The following is a 17710-nucleotide window of genomic DNA, read 5'->3' on the forward strand; positions in this document are numbered from 1 at the left end:
TGTAACGATCAGAGGCCTTTTTTTACAGTTTCAAAGTTGAGCTAGATAATCGCGGATCTCACCTTAGCTGAAACAACCTCGCTTACGATAACCGCGGCAAAGATAACCAAAATGATCAACGACACTTGCGGCCAGGCCAATACGTTCATTGAGGAATCTAGGTGCAAACCAATTCCTCCAGCTCCCACGTAACCAAGCACTGTCGACTCGCGGATATTGATATCCCAACGAAAGACGGTGATCCCGGCAAATGACGGCATGATTTGAGGTACAATGGCGTAGGCCATGACCTGCCAGCGACTAGCCCCTGTAGCGGTTATGGCTTCAACCTGGTTTTCATCAATTTCTTCAATAGCTTCATATAGCAGCTTGGCACAAAATCCAATAGACCGCAGGGCAATGGCAATGGTCCCGGCAAATATGCCTGGACCAATAATTGACACCAACAACAAGGCCCAGATCAAGGAATTTATCGATCGTGATGATACTATGATAAACAGAGCTGGCCAACGGCAGAAAATCTTATGTGGCGTTGTATTGCGAGCAGCCATAAAAGCAACAGGTACAGCAATCACTAAAGATAACAATGTCCCGAGAGTGGCAATATTGATGGTATCCCACAAGGGTTCCCAGAGTTCGTTGATATAGCTCCATTTCGGCGGCATAGCACGGCCGCCGATGTCACCGGTAACCCGAGGGGCATCGTAGACAAAATACCAGGTCGTCGCCGAAGATATTTTCTGCCAACAGTACATGATCACGATGACGCTTAAAAAATATATCAACCAACGTTTGAGTTGCGCATTTCGGTCGCGAACTTGCCAGACTTTCTGTCCGGCATTATTTGTCGAAATAGCCATTATTGTAACCTCTCGCGGATAATGCCTGAGAGAAACTCAAGGATCATAACGACAACTATGATGATGATGATAATCGCAGCAGCAGTATCGAATTCGTAACGATCGAAAGCCGTATTCAAGGTCGCGCCGATACCACCGGCACCAACAAGACCTAAAATCGCTGATTCACGAAAGTTGATATCCAGGCGATACATTGAAAGACCGATCAGACGGGGCATAACCTGTGGTTGGATGCCATAGGTAACCCATTGCCACCAACCCGCACCCGTTGCCTTGATCGCTTCGGCCTGGGATTTTTCGGTATCCTCGATGGCTTCGGCGAGAAGTTTTGCCAGGAAACCAATGGTCGCGAAAGACAACGTGACAAAACCGGCAAAGGGTCCGAAACCAAAAATAGCAACCAACAAAATCGCAACGATGATTTCGTGCAACGCACGAGAAACCGCAATGATGCCGCGGCAGATTATGTAGACCGGCAGCGGCGCGATATTTCGGGCGGCACCAAGTCCGATCGGAATTGAAATCAATATCCCGAAAGCCGTGGAGGTTACAGTCATAATCGCAGATTCAGCCATGCCCGCGGAAATATCCGACCAGCGACTGGTAAAATCAGGACTGGAGAAGGCCACAACAAATTCCCAGCCGCGATCCAAGCCTTCGTACACCCGGGCCCAGTTGACATCGAACGACCCAAAGGCGAGAACAAGGTAGATCAGTGAGACAGAGATCAGTCCCCAGCGTATCAGCGGGTTCTTGATCATCGGAGGCTTTCGCCATTTCCGCCTAGCCATTACTGAGGAACTCATGCTACCGCCCCTTGTTCCGCCTCATCTAACTCTTCATCATCAATTTTTTCAATCGTCGCTTCCCAATCTTCTTCACCATAAATTTCGGTCAAAGTCTCCGGCTTCAACTGATCCGGTGGACCGTCATAAACAATCTCGCCGAAACGCAAGCCAACAACACGTTGGACAAACATTTGTGCGAGAGCAACATCGTGAATATTAATGATTGCAGCAAGATCGCGTTCTGCACAAAGCTCACAGATTAAACGCATAATCTGACGAGAAGTTTTGGGATCAAGAGATGCTGTCGGCTCATCAACGAGAAGTAATTCTGGGTCCTGTATCAAAGCACGGGCGATGCCAACACGCTGCCTTTGTCCTCCAGACAGTTCATCTGCGCGTTTGTCTGCCATGTGGTCAAGACCAACCCGCTCAAGAAGACGGAAAGCTTCATCAACATCACTTTGTGGATAAATACGGAAAAATGAACGCCAAAATCCAACATAACCCAAACGACCGGACAGAACGTTCTCCATAACGGTCAGGCGCTCAACCAGAGCATACTCTTGGAAAATCATTCCCATACGCCGCCTTGCCTGACGCAACGCGCCAGAACCGAGCTTCGTCAGTTCTTTTCCATTGAGCGTAACCGTACCAGAGGTCGGCTCGACCAAACGATTGATACAGCGGATCAACGTACTTTTACCCGCGCCGGAGGGACCGATTAAAGCAACAACCTGTCCCTTGGGAATTTCAAGCTCTACACTTGTGAGAGCCTTATCGCCTGTAGCGTACTGTTTAGTAAGTTTATTCAGGTGTAACATGCCAACTCTACCTGTCTTTTAACACAACATACCCGGCACCTTTGCAGGCACCGGGTTTGTTTATCTCTATTCAAAAAAGCCTGTTACTTACAAGCGTAGGACACATTGTTAGCCGTATCGATCTTACGAATAACGTCCCAGAACTTTTTGTATGTCATTGGAAGGAACTGGCTTTCTTTTGACTTAGAGAACTCTTTTTCCAATGACGAACCTGCCCACTCAAAACTAAAGAAAGCGTCTTTGATGCTCGCTTGAAGTTCTGGTTTCAGATTGTAAGCAACACCAAACCCAGTGGTTGGGAAAGTTTGCGATGTATAAATGGTTTTGACTTGATCAGCCTTGATCACATCACGAGAAATCATCCGGAATTTAACGGAGTTCGCGATAGATGCCGCAATATAATCTTTATTGGCAACACCAAGAATGGAGTTGTCATGCTTACCAGAGAAAGTGGCTTCGAAGTCACGACCTTCGACTAAATCAAAGTCTGCTTTCAGGATTGCAGATGGCGCTTTGAAGCCTGAATTAGATGTTGGCGATGTAAAGGCTAGAGCTTTGCCTTTAAGGTCTTCAACTTTTTCGACGCCACTGCCTGGGTAAGTGATGATTTCCATCTCATAACCAAAACTACCGTCTTCGCGGGCCATAATGGTGAAAGGTGAGAAACCAGCACAGTTCACTGCCAACGGGTTCGAACCCGTGTTGAAACCGGCGATATGAAGACGACCAGAACGCATAGCTTCAATTTCAGCAGCATTGGACTGAACAGGGAAGAAAACAACGTCTTTACCCGTTTTCTTCTCTAGGTGATCAATAAAATCAGACCAGGCTTCCTTATAAACTGCAGGATCTTCTACAGGTGTATAAGCAAAAATAAGAGTATCCGGATCCAGTAATTTCGAAGGATCAGTTGGCGTGTCGGCGATCATATCACCATCGACATCACAAAAACGCGTATCTAAATCGCCCCGCGCGCACTCATCGGCCGCAACAGTTGATACGTTGAGGGAAAGACAAGCTAGTACGCTTGCACAACCAAATAAAATGTCCCGAAGTTTCATCAATACCTCCCAGTATATTGAAAGTTTCTCTGTCTAGGTCTTAAAGCTTATAAAAGGCCTTATTTTCAGTCGTTTATTGATTTATTTTTTTAAAACAGCTTATGAGGAAAACATTATAACACATCACCTCAAACTTATTCCCAAAGACACCACACTCGTTTTACAGCATAAAATCTTTGAATATTTTCAATTGAAACACAACTATCTTTCATTTGAAACCCATTTTACATTACAAAAATAGATAGAACTGATCAAATTTAATCCAGATATAATCTGTACGCAGCATCTACCCAAAGTAAGTATAAATTCTATTTTTTGTTATCAATTTCAAAAAACACTGCAATAACTCAATTGCTTATAATCAAAATTATATTTTTCTCACTCATTATACACGAAAGAAACAGTGGTACTATTTGATAAAATCATGGTTAAAAGGCCAAGATCAACTCTACACAACCACAAGGATTTATGATCAACAATAACCCAACCAAAATTACCATCTCTCAATGCCATAACACACTATTTTAATTACTTATTAACCAATTAAAGACACACTTATAAGGTGCAATACTCCGAAACTTTTCAGCGTGTAAGCATGACACTTTAAGTTTTTGAAAAGATCATCACAAATCGCTCTTCAACAGCTTACATGGAGCATTTAGCCTCGATCATCAGTAAGTCTCTATCCATTTCATTACCAATATATACCAAAAGAATTCGCGAACGTATCTAATCAAAAATTGAATAAAATATTATAGATGCACTTGAGTTTCCCCGTAGAGAAAGCCTTATCTAGGAGCACGTATATTGAAATAGGGACGTATTATTTTGACAGGTATTGGCATCGACAGAACAGACAGCCCTTAATTATCCTCTAGACAGAAAGTATCGTTTCGTCAGTTATTGATTAAAATTAATAATCAAAAGCTCGTTACAGTGAATGAAGACCGTAGCCAAGGTACTACGAGAAATTAAATACAAGAATCTTCATAGCGAAGGACACCATACGATGAATTATTCATTCTCATCCAAGCCCACGCTCACTAAGTGCCTAATGAAAGGGGAGCTCACCTTCAATGATCACCCCACATTTAGAAGCATGATTGATGAAGCTTTAAAAACAGGTGTTTTAAGTATTCAGCTGGATCTCACTGAAGTTGAATACGTTGATTCGGCCGGTCTTGGCATGTTTTTGGTTGCAAACGAGCGTGCCGATCAAGAAGGGTGGCAGTTCTCGATCAGCAACCCGAGAGAAAAAGTCAAAAAAATGTTCCATCTTGCGAAACTAGAAACAATCGTCAAAATCACTGATCAGTAGGCTATTCCTATTACCACGACCCAGTGTCCTGCTAATTTAGGAGAATTCAGACGCAATGTTCTCTTCTGACACGTATTCAGAGCACCTTTCATTCAAGGAGATTTCCCACCGGCGCATATTAGTCGTAGAGGACATCAAGACCCTACGACATTTAATAGAGTTGATCCTCAAAAAAGCTGGATTTGATCAAATTATTCTGGCTGAAAATGGCCAAGAAGCCATGTATCAAATAGTAAAGAATCCACCAGACCTCATTATTTTAGATCTTATGATGCCCATCATGGGCGGCATGGAAGTTTGCAGCTTAGTTCGAAAAGTAAAAAGTACCGCCTCTATCCCCATCATTGTCCAAACTGCCATGAACGATAAAGAAGAACGCCTCAAGGCCTTCTCAGTTGGCGCCAGCGATCTAATTACAAAGCCTGTTGATGCTCACGAACTGGTCATTCGGACAAAATTACATTTAAAAAATTTAGTTCTCAGCGAAAGGCAGGAACAATACAGGCGCAGAGTTACCGATGAGTTATCTACCGCCAAGGACGTGCAACAAAGCCTTTTACCTTCCGTCGATTTAATCACCGAAATACAGAATAAAACCAAACTCAACGTTTCATCATTTTTTCAACCGTCGTCAGAACTAGGGGGTGATTTTTGGGGCACACGCCTTATGGAAGACGGTCAAGTCGGATTTTACATGGCTGACTTTTCAGGTCATGGCGTCGTATCCGCACTTAATACAATTCGTTTGCACACTCTTTTATTCAATGTCAAAGAGGCCTGGTTAACCCCGGACTTATTACTGTCGAGTATAAATAAAAATTTATGTGAGATGTTACCAACAGGGCAATATGCGACTATGCTGATGGGAGTAATTTCACCACAATCTAAACAGTTGCACTATACCGCGGCGGCAGCTCCTCCTCCAATAGTTGGGAGCTGGGCAAACCTTAAAAATTATGAATATCTGGACACCACGGGGGTTCCCTTAGGGGTCAGTAAATCAACAACTTATGAAATCAACACCATTGATTTTACAGAAGACAATTTCCTTTTTTGTTTCAGCGATGCATTAGTAGAAACTAAATTACACAACAAAAAGATGCTCGACGACGAAGAGTTGATATCACTGATAAAAACTTTTTCCGTGAAGGCTCCTAATCCTAATTTATTGAACCAGGTTGTTGCTACCTTCTTTGAGAGGATTGATGAACCTATACAGGATGATTTGACGGTACTCTCATTTGACTATCTATAGAAAAATAATGTTACTAACCAAATGCTTAAGATAGAAAATTCTTTGAGATAATTTAACTTGAGATGGAATTCGTGCTTCTAAAGCGTTAGCCGAGCTGTAACTCTGTTGCCCAATCCGTTATAATTCAACTCCGTAAAGGCCATCATTTTAGCAAGAGCAATCCCCCTGCCATGACTAGAATTCAAACGGTCCTCATCAATCGCTAGATATTTACGCCAGTTGAAACCAGCTCCCTCGTCTTGAATAATAAAAACAATTTCCTTTTCTGTTCGGGAAAAATTTACCCGCACCAACCTCTCTCGATAAGGCGCCTGCCCTAACCTTTCTTCTATTTCCTCAAGAAGCCGGCCTGTTTCCAGTAACTCTGACTTTAAGCGAAATCCAATTTCCAAATTCCCGTGCTCAATCGCATTTTGTAATAATTCACTAAGCCCAATAACCACCTGATCAGATCTTGGACATGCAAGTGTAAGCATCGTTGTTAAATTACGCGCCTCATCCAGATCCCGTAACTCAAAAGTACCCGCGGTTATCAAGCCAATAGCCGAAGATCTGGTTTCAAGCTGGTGTAACAGCTCGCGAACATGATTAAATTGATTTATTGCAGCACAAACAACCGAACACAGAATTTCAGGATCAAATGGTTTTTGGATTGTATGAAACCAATTATTGATCACCATTTCCAAAGGAGATTTTCTATCTAAGGCCTCCGTCATAACGACGACAGGAATTTGTTGAGGCAAAAGTCGCGTAGCGCCCAGCACAAGCGACGACGCAAATAATATGTCACGACTAAATTCATCGGACACAAGAATCAGCCCAATCGGCGAAGTATCCTCAACGTCTCCTCCAGCATCAGTGAACAAGATCTCATCTGGCGCAAAAGAGCTTATAATTTCAAAATTTTTACCAATCAGCGTTTGTTCTATTTCCTGTCGCGTGGCGTCATTCGGCTCAAGTAACAGTATCCGAGGCTCTCCAAAATCCATCAATTCCCCCTGACCTGTGAGATCACTGGCAGTACCGAAAATAATTGCTTCTATTCTACACACGGTTCCTAAAGAAACGATAAAGAGGTTTTCAACCCATCATTGCTCTACTTATTCGCCCCGAGGAAATCTCGCATTATTTTCAAGAATATTGAGATCCATATGGTTACGCATATATTTCTCTGATGCTTTTTGTAGAGGCTGAAAATCCCACGGAAAATACCCCCCATTGCGTAAAGCTTCATACACAACCCAGCGACGTGCTTGGCTTTCACGAACTTGCCCATCAAACAAAGTTAGGTTCCATCGCGCCCGCACCTTTACTAAAAAGCTATCCAAAAGCTCTGCATTTTCATCATGGGCAGCCAGATTGTTAAGTTCATTTGGATCAGTCTCCAAATTGAACAACTGCGGGGGATCTAACTCACAATGGTTAAATTTATATTTTCCTTCTCGGATAGAGACCAGCGGAGCGTAGGACCCTTCGGCAGCATATTCCATATAAACCGGGCTAACTCTTTCCACGCCGAGCGTTAAGGGAACCAGAGTCTCACCGTCAGTCCAGGGCAATACATCGCTCAAATCGACCCCGGCAAGATCCGCAAGGGTCGGAACGATATCTAAATTGGAAACAGGTGCTTTAATAAGCCCTGCTTCACCCCAGCCTTTCACTCCTTCAGGCACAGAAATCATCAGCGGGACACGCGCAGAACCTTCAAAGAAATTCATCTTGAACCAGAGGCCGCGTTCTCCCAACATATCCCCGTGATCCGAACAAAACACAATGATTGTCTCTTCGTCCATACGGCAGCGCTTGAGTACATCCAACAGTTCTCCCACTTTTTCATCCAGATAAGAAATATTGGCAAAATATGCCTGACGGGATCGCCTGATATTTTCAGGGGCGATATCAAAAGCTTCATAGTCATTGGCTTTATAAAGCCGTTGTGAATGAGGGTCTTGCGCTTCGTATGGAATTGCCTCAACTGTCGGCTCAAGGTGCGCGCAGTCTTCATACAAATTCCAAAACTTTTTCCTGCTGACGTAAGGATCGTGTGGATGCGTAAAACTGACCGTTAAGCACCAAGGTCGCTTAGTACCTTTATCTTTTGAGTTCGTGTTATCTCCAGTTTCATCATCATCTCCTCCCATCTCTCGGGCGAGTTGGTAAAGTTTTTGTTGAGCATGAAAAGCCACCTCGTCGTCATATTCCATCTGATTGCTGATTTCAGCCACCCCAGCTTCTGTGACTGAACCAAGGTTGTGATACCACCAGTCAATACGCTCACCGGGCTTACGGTAATCCGGTGTCCAACCAAAGTCGGCCGGATAGATATCCGTGGTTAGGCGATCTTCAAATCCATGCAGTTGGTCAGGACCGACAAAGTGCATCTTGCCGCTCAAACAAGTGTAGTAGCCCGCCCGACGGAGGTGATGGGCGTAGGTTGGAATATCAGACGCGTATTCCGCCGCGTTATCGTACACCCGGGTACGGGACGGTAATTGCCCGGCCATAAAAGATGCCCGGCCAGGTGCGCACAAAGGGCTGGCGGTATAATTGTTTTTAAAGCGTACAGAACGTTTCCCAAGTGCACGTAAATTTGGCGCGTGCAGAAAATCAGCAGGACCATCGGGAAATAAGGTACCGTTTAGTTGATCTACCATAATGATCAGAATGTTAGGTTTCTTTGTCATATTTCCCACCTTTGGCTGCGTTATATTGACCACTTTTCAGTTTGGAATAACGTGCGCATCGTTTGAACAGTTAGGGCTGGTATTTCAATCATAAAAGTTTGACCTCCAGCCATAAATAATTTTAGCTTCAAAACAATACACGAACACAATTACAGCTTGTAGACAGGAAATTGACGTGCCTGGCATAAATAATCTAGATAGCAAGATGCATACTCATATCACAGAACTCCACGCTTTTAACATCGCAAGCAGACACGGGAGCCTGACCAAGGCCGCACAACAGTTAAATTTAACACAGCCTGCTCTAAGCCAAAAAATTAAACGATTGGAATCGTTTGTTGGCGAGCCTTTGTTCCTGCGCCAAAACCGCGGTGTGAAGCTCACCCAAGCCGGGGAGGCACTATACACAGCGACACACCAAAGCCTTTCCGATATTCAGGACATCTTCGAACAGCTTCATGCAAAAAAATCAATAAAGCGCGTGCGTATCAGCACTGATTTTGCTTTTGCAGGCCACTGGTTGATACCGAGACTGGCAAAGCTCCGAGATAATTTTCAGGATTTAGATATTCAGGTTGTGACTTCTCAGACACCCGGCGCCCCCCTAGACATTCAAAGTGATCTGGTTATCTCCTTGCAAGAGCCTGTTGGAAGCACAGAGATCAGTAAAAAGAGCTGCACACTTTTTGCTGAAGAGGTCAAAGCAATTTGCAGCCCAGAATTTTTAAATAAACACGGGCCAATCACATCACCAAAAGATTTACTCACCTTACCGCTACTCAATCTATCTGCATCACCAGAAGCACCATGGCACAATTGGGACAGCTGGTTTACGCAACTGGGTTTCAAGGCACAAAAACCTAAGGCTGCGATATCTTTGAGTAACTACACCCTGATATTACAAGCAGCGATTAATCATCAAGGCGTCGCTCTGGGCTGGCAGGGGTTAATAGACGATTATATGGATCAAGGGCTTCTTGTATCCGCTTGTGTTGAAACCGTACAAAGCTCACGCGCCTATATTATGTCACTCAATAAGGGCGCTAGCCCGCATGTTCAAAGTATTTATGATTGGATACTCAAACAGTGTTAAAGGCTTAATCTTTAAATAAAATCCTACCCCCGGTTTTCTCTCAGCTTGTTCCCGTGATGGACAGGGCCTATATGTGATGTTCGTATCACTAACTGGCTTTGTAGGTTCTATGTCACAATTACACCCAAAATCTTCTTTAGGATCGTCAAAGCCTTCCTTGGGCTCAGGAGAGTTCATTGCTCTGATGGCATTTTTGATGTCGCTTGTCGCCTTATCGATTGATGCAGTCATGCCAGCTTTACCCGTAATGGGTCAGGAACTCTCAGTCTCAAATGCCAATGATACCCAACTCATAATCGGTATTATATTTTTAGGCTTGGCAACCGGGCAAATTTTCTTCGGCCCCCTCTCGGACAGCGTTGGACGCAAACCCGTTATCTACCTTGGGTTAATTATATTTATTGTTGGCTCTGTGATCTCCGCACTCGCGAATGACTTCTCCGTTATGCTTATTGGTCGCTTACTACAAGGCGTAGGTGCATCCGGACCACGGACGATCTCAGTCGCCTTGGTTCGTGACCAGTACGAAGGGCGCGCCATGGCGCGTATTATGTCCTTTATCATGGCTGTTTTTATTATCGTTCCAACTATAGCCCCCGCCCTAGGGCTATCCATCTTGATATTTTTCGACTGGCAAGCAATCTTTTATAGCTTCTTCTTGTTAGCTTCGATTGTCCTTATCTGGTTTGCGGCCCGCCAACCCGAGACACTTACTGAAAAAAATCGTATTTCTTTATCTCTTAGCCATTTCTGGGCCGGTCTCAAGAGTATCCTGAGCAACAAACAAGCGCTCTCTTACACCATCGCAGCCGGCATTATTTTTGGTGCATTTATTGGCTACCTGACCAGTGCCCAACAAATTTTTCAGGACATATACGCCATTACAGAGTTATTCCCACTCTACTTTGCTATCCTCGCGCTATCCATCGGTGCGGCTTCATTGACCAATGCCAACCTTGTAATGAAATTTGGCATGAGAAAGCTATCAAAGATCGCGCTTGTCACGATGACAATCCTGGCCATTCTTTTTGTTATTCCCGCAACGTTAACCGGGGGCCGCCCTCCACTCTGGGCTTTTATGGGCTTTATGATGTTGAGCTTCTTCTGTGTCGGTATTCTCTTTGGTAATTTCAATACTCTTGCCATGGAGCCCCTCGGCAAACTTGCTGGTATGGGGGCATCTGTAGTCGGCTCCTTAACCACCTTTATTTGCATGGCAATTGGGGTCACCATTGGCCAAAATTACGATACAACCATTATGCCCTTGGTCTATTCCTTTGCTGTTCTTGGCCTCACCTCTCTTGGCATTATGTTGTGGGTTGAAAAGCAACCTGAAGCCCAACTGACGTAAGCATTCATCATTAAATTTAGTACTCATTGGTATTTTATTTAACTTCACCTCTTGAAACCCGTAGTCTCTCCTGCCATCTCCAATGAAATTAACTCATAAAACGTCGCCAAGCGAGAATACTCTATTCCCGTTTAGTTTTGAGAAAAACAGGAAATAAAAATGCTGGATCTTTTTTACGCTCCCACCCCAAATGGTCATAAGGTTACCCTATTACTCGAAGAGATTGGGATCCCTTACCGAATTACGCCAATCAACATTATGAAAGACGACCAGTTCAACCCAGATTTCCTAGCTATAGCGCCGAACAACAGGATACCAGCATTGGTCGATCACGACCCCTTAACAGGCAACAAAGCGATGCCCCTGTTCGAATCTGGCGCAATCTTAGAATATTTGGCTGATAAATATGGTCAATTCCTGCCAAAAGACGGTGCTGAACGCTACAAAACCCTACAGTGGCTGCACTGGCAAATGGGAGGCTTGGGACCGATGGCTGGCCAAAATCACCACTTTGGTCGTTTTGCCCCGGAACAAATTCCTTACGCCATTAGCAGATACGTAAAAGAAACAGCTCGACTTTATGGCGTTCTCGACAAACAACTTGAGGATCGTGATTACATTACTGGCGCGTATTCTATCGCTGATATGGCCGCCTATCCTTGGGTTGCTTATTACGAGTGGCAACAACAAGATCTCGATGACTTCCCCAACCTCAAAAAATGGGTTGAACGGATCACTACACGCGAAGCTACTGCCCGTGCCTATGCCAGAGCCGAAGAGGCCTTTGACTGGGACAAGGGCTTGGAGGCACCAAGCCTAACCACACTAAAAGAAGCAGCCGCTGCCATCCGATAGACATTCAGCAGATACATTTCATCAACAAGGCCCTGTCAAATTTGGCAGGACCTTGTTGTTGATGCGTAGAACAAACCTAAAGTCTTAATCAGCCTTAACAGCAAGACGTCCAGATCCGGTAAAGAGCAACACCACTGCCGTGAGCAAGAAAAACCCCTGTAGCTCTAGCTGCCATCCGCCCTGTGGTGTTAACAGGAATAGTTGGTGAGTATGAACCAGCATAATGGCAAAGACCATATTTCCAATAACCAACAAAGCCCCTAAGCGCGAATAGAGCCCAAGAATAATCAAAATTGGTGCAACGACTTCACCAAATAAAACCCCATAAGCGACAAACTCCGGCAGCCCTATTGCAACAACTTTGCTGCCGATAAACTCTATGGATCCACTAAGGTTTTCTAATTTATTAAGGCCATGGAGGAAAAGTAATCCACCAAGCGTAAGACGTAAGATTAACAGGCCTAAGGCCGTATTATGGAATATGTTCAACATTGTTTTCCCCAAGCTTATTTCACTCTGCGTTTGGAATCATTGCATAAAGTGCAAAACAAATCCAATCGCTTATACCACCTTGCCTTTATCACTCCAAAGCAATCAACATCACGGCACACGAAGCCTAACCATTAAAAATGGGCCTGATCACTAAAGATCAGGCCCATATATTTTTGATAATCCTCAGATCACCTCAATTATTCACGTACGACTAATACAGAACATTTGGCATGACGAACCACCCGAGCTGCGTTTGGCCCAAGTAAATAGTTTTCCATTCTTAGTCGGTGTGCACCCAGGATGATCACGTCGGATTTAATTTCTCCTGCCACACGAAGAATTTCTTCATAAGCATTACCATGCCCGACGATATGTTGGACCTTGATCTCTTCCGGAATCTTTTTAGCAACAAAATCATGCAAAGCTTTGTTTGTTCCAGCCATAATTTGCTCTTCATGATCTTTAGGAAAAAACGTGCTGACAATACTGCTGCCAAAACTTGGAACAACAGTCATGATATGCAGCGTCGATCCAAAAGCCTTTGCATATTCAATTGCGACAGGAAGCGCTTTTCCCCAGCTATCATCGTGCTGTAGATCAACGGCTAACAGGATATGCTTAAACATTATTTTTTCTCCTCTAAGCAGTTGCAGGTTCCGCGATTAGGTCTCGGCGACGGCGCCGCTGTAACATCACAATCAGACCTAACAACAACAAGGCGGGGATATAGAACAGTTCTTTAGCTGGACGATCAGCAGGCACCCCAACCGAGGCAATAACCTGATCAAAATCAAAGCCCGCTTTTTCAGCCATGGTATCGAAACCAACCCCGTCAACGATATAATTCCCGTCTTGCTCTATAACTTCCAAACCATAAGCTTCCAAGCGCTCTTCACCAGTCGCCTCATCACCCACGGTAACAAGCATGGTTAAAGTAACAGCGTCACCAACATCATCAGTACCATTGATCAACACACGAAGTTCGTCTCCAGGGTTAACATCAGCCATGGCTTGTACGATTTCAGATCCGTTTCTTTCTTCGTAAGGAGAAATAGCATAGTCCAGCCAAAACCCCGGGCGGAACAACGTAAAGGCAATCAAAAGCAACGCTGCAGATTCCCACAACTTGGATTTGGCAAGGAAGAAACCTTGCGAACCAGCTGTAAAGATCAGCATAGCCGCCGTCGCAACGATAAAGATAAAGACCCCCTCCAATGGAGTCACATCAATCAATAGAAGATCAGTGTTAAAGATGAAGAGGAACGGGAGTAGCGCAGTACGAAGAGAGTAGAAAAAAGCCACAAAGCCCGTTCTAATCGGATCTCCACCGGATATCGCTGCCGCCGCAAAGGAGGCAAGCCCCACCGGGGGCGTCACATCCGCCATGATCCCGAAATAGAAGACAAACATATGCACAGCAATAAGCGGCACGATAAGGCCGTTTTGCTGTCCCAAGCTAACAATTACCGGCGCAAGCAATGAAGACACAACGATATAGTTCGCCGTTGTCGGCAATCCCATACCCAATATCAAACTAAGGATCGCTGTCCAAAACAAAATAAGCATGATATGGCCGAGAGATAAAAACTCAACCAATGCAGCTAATTTACCGCCAACACCCGTTTGATCTACGGCACCAACGATAATACCAGCTGCCGCAGTCGCGATACCAATGCCGATCATGTTACGACCACCAGCAATCATGCCTTCAACGAGTTCAGTAATACCACGTTTGATGGTTCCAGATTTTGCCTCTTTACGAAAGAACGCAAACAGATAGCGCTGGGTAAGCAAAATGAAAAGCATCAAAACTGTTGCATAATAAGCTGAAGTACCTGGAGAATTTCTCTCAACCATCAAAAACCAGATTAAAACAACTACTGGCAGAAGAAAATGTAATCCGGATTTTAATGTAGGACCAACTTCTGGCAATTTTGTAATTGGCTCGTTTGGATCATCTATTTCAAGGTCAGGATAAGCTGAGCCGAATTTGGCCAGTATAACATATACAACCAAAATCAAGGCCCCAATGACCCAAGGCGTCAGCTCTTTGCCTGCCACGTTCTGAATAAGATTAACCAGGAAAAACAGGCCAAAAGATCCAATGACCATATTACCGAGGACAATTGCTCCCGTAGAAATAGTCCGAGCATACGTCGCCGCACTCGCACTACTCTTTAAGGCTCTTATGATCACAAATTGGACAACCAAAATCCCTAACACGGCCCCAAGACGTGCTGCTGTGCTTTCGAGAATTTGATAAGCATCAGAGGCATATGAAAGCCCCCCCGCCAAGGCAAAAATCCCGGCCAGAGTGATGCCCCATGAAAGGGCAATATCTTTGCCTGACTTTACGGTTCCTGTTCGGGTCAACCCCTTCATGTGCATTTTTTGCGCTTCAAGGTGAACAATATAAACCAAGGCGATGTAGGATATTATAGCAGGTAAGAAGGCGTGTTTTACGACTTCAAAATATGGGATATTGACATATTCCACCATCAAGAAAGCCGCAGCTCCCATAACAGGAGGCATAATCTGTCCGTTGACAGAAGAGGCAACTTCCACTGCACCCGCTTTTTCAGAGTTAAAACCAACGCGTTTCATCATTGGAATAGTGAAAGTACCGGTTGTCACAACATTCGCAATTGAAGAGCCTGAAATAAGCCCCGTCATGCCAGATGCCACAACAGCCGCTTTCGCAGGGCCACCGCTAAAGTGCCCCATCAAGGAGAAGGCAACCTTAATAAAGTAATTACCAGCACCAGCACGATCAAGCAGCGCACCAAACAAAACGAAGAGGAAAACCAGCTCTGTAGATACACCCAGAGCTACTCCGAATACACCGTTGGTTGATGTCCATTGCTGATCAACCGTTCCACCAAAGGAGGAACCTTTCCAAGCAATTAAATCAGGCGCATAAGGGCCAAAAAATGTATATCCAAGGAATACCATCGCCACAACCATAAGCGGCGGACCAAGTGCTCTGCGTGTAGCCTCTAACAACAAAATCATCCCGATAACAGCAACAAAAATATCAACGCCATTAGGATTACCGGAACGATCAGAAAGCCTTGATCCAGACAGCGCTTTTATTAGGGCTGTATCTGCCCAAAAAAGATAAAAAGCGCACAGACTGCCAGCCACAGCAAAGCCCCAATCAAGAAGAGGTATGCTTCGACGTGGTGAACTTTTAAATGCCGGATAAGCCAGAAAAGCTAAAAATATTGCAAAGGCAAGATGTATCGGTCTTGCTTCTCGACCAGAGAAAGCCCCCCATCCAATCGTGTAAGGCAAGGGAGAAGCAATCCAGACCTGAAATATTGACCAGATTAAAGCTGTTGCTGCGAGTAAAGTAATAATCTTTTGATTAGATGGTATTCGACCACCCGTATCAGTCGAAGCAACAAGGTCTTGTAGTTCCTCATCGCTTAATTTTGTGCTTTCAGAATTTTCTGATGCCATACCCCATATCCCTGCTATCTGCGCCTAAAGCTGATCACACGGTACCCTTGGTCATTTTTAGATTATTTTCCATGTTTAATGACGTTAATATCACCACACGAATTTAATTTATAAAGGCAGCCGATAAATAATTAGAAAAAGGGTGGAAAAACAAAAACCTTCCCACCCTTATCATCTTAGAGCTGATTACATCCAGCCGCGTTCTTTGTAATAACGAATAGCACCATCATGTAGAGGAGCAGACAGATTTTTCTTAATCATGTCTTCTTCTTTAAGAAGTTCAAATGCAGGATGCATTTTTTTGAAGCGCTTGAAGTTATCAAAAACAGCTTTCACCATTTGATAGACAACTTCATCATCTACAGCAGTTGAGCTAATGAATGTTGCTCCGACACCAAATGTCACAGTGTCATCATCTGAACCTGTATACATACCACCAGGAATAGTTGTCATTTCATAATAAGCATGATCCGCAGCAAGCTTTTGAATAATATCATTGTCTACATTGATTAACTTAGATTCACAGGATGTCGTTGCTTCTTTAATTGTTCCACTTGGGTGGCCAACAGTAAATACAATCGCATCAACCTTACCATCACAAAGAGCAGCAGCTTGTTCGGAAGATTTTAGCTCGCCCGCAAGAGCGAAATCGCCCATGGTCCAACCCATTTTCTCCATCACAACTTCCATCGTCGCGCGCGCGCCAGAACCTGGATTACCCACGTTTACTTTTTTACCCTTTAGGTCTTCAAAAGTTTTGATGCCGGAATCTGCACGGGCAACCACTGTAAATGGCTCAGGATGAGCCGAAAACACAGCGCGAAGCTCTTTGTACTCGCCTTCAGGGAAAGTCTCTGGTGCTGTTCCGTTATAACCGTGGTACTGCCAATCAGATTGAGCAACCCCCATATCCAGATCGCCCGCGCGCATACCATTGATATTGGCAACAGAGCCCCCTGTTTTATGCGTACAGTTAATTTCGTGATCACTAGACCCTTTATTGACCAAACGACAGATTGCACCACCAACGGCATAATATACGCCTGTCTGACCACCAGTACCGATCACAACGTGTTTTGTGTCAGCAATCGCAGATGACGCCATAAAAGCTGCCCCTGCAACAGCCGTAAGTGCTATTTTTTTAATAAACATGCCTACTCCTTAGTTTTTTAATTTTTCCGTTCACGATAACGAGTACTTCTCAACAATTAAGTTGTCACCACTCGCTCATATTCCTGTGCCGAATCACAAATGAATATTCATAACAACTAATACAGATTGTTAATTTCTCTCTATCCGTGCCTCTATTCAACAAGTGGCATTTCAAGTAATTTCAAAGGCAAAAATTCACCTTAGAATCTAAATTTTTCCTGACATGGAGAGTTGTTTGAAGCAAAGGGGACTGAAACCAATAGATACCAATTCCCAAACTAAAGCTGTGCGATTCTCAAGCTCCCCTTTTTTCGAATCTGCTTTCGTTTCATGCGTTTAAATTAATTTAAACCATACACATTTTTATTGCTATAGTAATTTCATCCCTGTCAGGCAGGCTGCTTAATGAACCCTTACCGCGTACATGGTCGCGTATGTATTTTTTTTCGTCAACAGATAACATTTGTTCTTTTTTTTAAATATGTAAAGACAACTCATATCCAAACCAAATTCTATCG

Annotated in this window: 15 protein-coding genes; 5 read left to right on the plus strand and 10 right to left on the minus strand. The window is 44.2% G+C overall.

Features of this window, described 5'->3' with window-relative positions; all coding sequences use genetic code 11:
- Positions 1–41: 41 nt before the first annotated feature.
- The 4 genes from phnE (ACFSKO_RS13780) to phnD all read right to left on the minus strand — a co-directional run bounded on the left by phnE (ACFSKO_RS13780) (position 42) and on the right by phnD (position 3530).
- Positions 42–860: a phosphonate ABC transporter, permease protein PhnE gene (gene phnE / locus ACFSKO_RS13780; RefSeq protein WP_380252581.1), complete on the minus strand. Its 819-nt coding sequence runs from the start codon at positions 858–860 to the stop codon at positions 42–44.
- Positions 860–1666, minus strand: a complete 807-nt coding sequence (phnE, locus tag ACFSKO_RS13785) for a phosphonate ABC transporter, permease protein PhnE (RefSeq protein WP_380252583.1) — start codon at positions 1664–1666, stop codon at positions 860–862. Before phnE (ACFSKO_RS13785) ends, phnE (ACFSKO_RS13780) begins: the two co-directional genes overlap by 1 nt.
- The gene (gene phnC / locus ACFSKO_RS13790) at positions 1663–2469 is read right to left on the minus strand and encodes a phosphonate ABC transporter ATP-binding protein (protein WP_380252585.1); all 807 of its coding nucleotides are present in this window, start codon (positions 2467–2469) and stop codon (positions 1663–1665) included. Before phnC ends, phnE (ACFSKO_RS13785) begins: the two co-directional genes overlap by 4 nt.
- 83 nt (positions 2470–2552) lie before the next feature.
- Entirely contained in the window at positions 2553–3530 is a 978-nt protein-coding gene (gene phnD, locus ACFSKO_RS13795) for a phosphate/phosphite/phosphonate ABC transporter substrate-binding protein (protein WP_380252587.1), read from the minus strand.
- A gap of 1009 nt (positions 3531–4539) precedes the next feature.
- Here phnD and ACFSKO_RS13800 point away from each other — a divergent pair.
- Both ACFSKO_RS13800 and ACFSKO_RS13805 read left to right on the plus strand, forming a co-directional pair.
- The gene (locus tag ACFSKO_RS13800; protein ID WP_380252589.1) at positions 4540–4848 is read left to right on the plus strand and encodes an STAS domain-containing protein; all 309 of its coding nucleotides are present in this window, start codon (positions 4540–4542) and stop codon (positions 4846–4848) included.
- A 55-nt stretch (positions 4849–4903) separates the two neighbouring features.
- On the plus strand, positions 4904–6103 hold the full coding sequence (locus ACFSKO_RS13805; RefSeq protein ID WP_380252591.1) for a PP2C family protein-serine/threonine phosphatase: 1200 nt from the start codon (positions 4904–4906) through the stop codon (positions 6101–6103).
- 77 nt (positions 6104–6180) lie between these two features.
- Here ACFSKO_RS13805 and ACFSKO_RS13810 read toward each other — a convergent pair whose 3' ends face one another.
- Positions 6181–7092: an ATP-binding protein gene (locus ACFSKO_RS13810; protein WP_380252593.1), complete on the minus strand. Its 912-nt coding sequence runs from the start codon at positions 7090–7092 to the stop codon at positions 6181–6183.
- Positions 7093–7203: 111 nt separating this feature from the next.
- Entirely contained in the window at positions 7204–8787 is a 1584-nt protein-coding gene (gene betC, locus ACFSKO_RS13815; protein ID WP_380252595.1) for a choline-sulfatase, read from the minus strand.
- Positions 8788–8962: 175 nt separating this feature from the next.
- Here betC and ACFSKO_RS13820 point away from each other — a divergent pair, with 175 nt between their 5' ends.
- The 3 genes from ACFSKO_RS13820 to ACFSKO_RS13830 all read left to right on the plus strand — a co-directional run bounded on the left by ACFSKO_RS13820 (position 8963) and on the right by ACFSKO_RS13830 (position 12086).
- Positions 8963–9880, plus strand: a complete 918-nt coding sequence (locus tag ACFSKO_RS13820; RefSeq protein ID WP_380252597.1) for a LysR family transcriptional regulator — start codon at positions 8963–8965, stop codon at positions 9878–9880.
- A gap of 76 nt (positions 9881–9956) precedes the next feature.
- Positions 9957–11231, plus strand: a complete 1275-nt coding sequence (locus ACFSKO_RS13825; protein WP_380252936.1) for a multidrug effflux MFS transporter — start codon at positions 9957–9959, stop codon at positions 11229–11231.
- A gap of 159 nt (positions 11232–11390) precedes the next feature.
- Positions 11391–12086 (plus strand): glutathione S-transferase N-terminal domain-containing protein, encoded by a 696-nt coding sequence (locus tag ACFSKO_RS13830; protein ID WP_380252599.1) that lies wholly within the window; start codon positions 11391–11393, stop codon positions 12084–12086.
- Between the two features lie 84 nt (positions 12087–12170).
- Here the strand turns inward: ACFSKO_RS13830 and ACFSKO_RS13835 are convergent, their stop codons facing one another.
- The 4 genes from ACFSKO_RS13835 to ACFSKO_RS13850 all read right to left on the minus strand — a co-directional run bounded on the left by ACFSKO_RS13835 (position 12171) and on the right by ACFSKO_RS13850 (position 17192).
- Positions 12171–12578, minus strand: coding sequence for a DoxX family protein (locus ACFSKO_RS13835; RefSeq protein ID WP_380252601.1), 408 nt, complete (start codon positions 12576–12578; stop codon positions 12171–12173).
- A 197-nt stretch (positions 12579–12775) separates the two neighbouring features.
- Positions 12776–13204: a universal stress protein gene (locus tag ACFSKO_RS13840; protein WP_380252603.1), complete on the minus strand. Its 429-nt coding sequence runs from the start codon at positions 13202–13204 to the stop codon at positions 12776–12778.
- A gap of 13 nt (positions 13205–13217) precedes the next feature.
- Entirely contained in the window at positions 13218–16040 is a 2823-nt protein-coding gene (locus ACFSKO_RS13845) for a TRAP transporter permease (protein ID WP_380252605.1), read from the minus strand.
- 186 nt (positions 16041–16226) lie between these two features.
- Positions 16227–17192, minus strand: a complete 966-nt coding sequence (locus ACFSKO_RS13850; RefSeq protein WP_380252607.1) for a TAXI family TRAP transporter solute-binding subunit — start codon at positions 17190–17192, stop codon at positions 16227–16229.
- Positions 17193–17710 lie beyond the last annotated feature (518 nt).

Origin of the sequence: Kiloniella antarctica (assembly GCF_042682825.1) — a bacterium.
GTDB classification, from domain to species: domain Bacteria; phylum Pseudomonadota; class Alphaproteobacteria; order Kiloniellales; family Kiloniellaceae; genus Kiloniella; species Kiloniella antarctica.

Bases quoted from the DNA above. Each gene is read 5' to 3' on its own strand.
- ACFSKO_RS13800 (WP_380252589.1), top strand. From the start codon at position 4,540: ATGAATTATTCATTCTCATCCAAGCCCACGCTCACTAAGTGCCTAATG.
- ACFSKO_RS13845 (WP_380252605.1), bottom strand. From the start codon at position 16,040: ATGGCATCAGAAAATTCTGAAAGCACAAAATTAAGCGATGAGGAACTA.
- ACFSKO_RS13830 (WP_380252599.1), top strand. From the start codon at position 11,391: ATGCTGGATCTTTTTTACGCTCCCACCCCAAATGGTCATAAGGTTACC.
- phnC (WP_380252585.1), bottom strand. From the start codon at position 2,469: ATGTTACACCTGAATAAACTTACTAAACAGTACGCTACAGGCGATAAG.
- phnE (WP_380252583.1), bottom strand. From the start codon at position 1,666: ATGAGTTCCTCAGTAATGGCTAGGCGGAAATGGCGAAAGCCTCCGATG.
- ACFSKO_RS13810 (WP_380252593.1), bottom strand. From the start codon at position 7,092: ATGGATTTTGGAGAGCCTCGGATACTGTTACTTGAGCCGAATGACGCC.
- ACFSKO_RS13840 (WP_380252603.1), bottom strand. From the start codon at position 13,204: ATGTTTAAGCATATCCTGTTAGCCGTTGATCTACAGCACGATGATAGC.
- ACFSKO_RS13835 (WP_380252601.1), bottom strand. From the start codon at position 12,578: ATGTTGAACATATTCCATAATACGGCCTTAGGCCTGTTAATCTTACGT.
- phnE (WP_380252581.1), bottom strand. From the start codon at position 860: ATGGCTATTTCGACAAATAATGCCGGACAGAAAGTCTGGCAAGTTCGC.
- betC (WP_380252595.1), bottom strand. From the start codon at position 8,787: ATGACAAAGAAACCTAACATTCTGATCATTATGGTAGATCAACTAAAC.
- ACFSKO_RS13850 (WP_380252607.1), bottom strand. From the start codon at position 17,192: ATGTTTATTAAAAAAATAGCACTTACGGCTGTTGCAGGGGCAGCTTTT.
- ACFSKO_RS13805 (WP_380252591.1), top strand. From the start codon at position 4,904: ATGTTCTCTTCTGACACGTATTCAGAGCACCTTTCATTCAAGGAGATT.
- ACFSKO_RS13825 (WP_380252936.1), top strand. From the start codon at position 9,957: ATGTTCGTATCACTAACTGGCTTTGTAGGTTCTATGTCACAATTACAC.
- phnD (WP_380252587.1), bottom strand. From the start codon at position 3,530: ATGAAACTTCGGGACATTTTATTTGGTTGTGCAAGCGTACTAGCTTGT.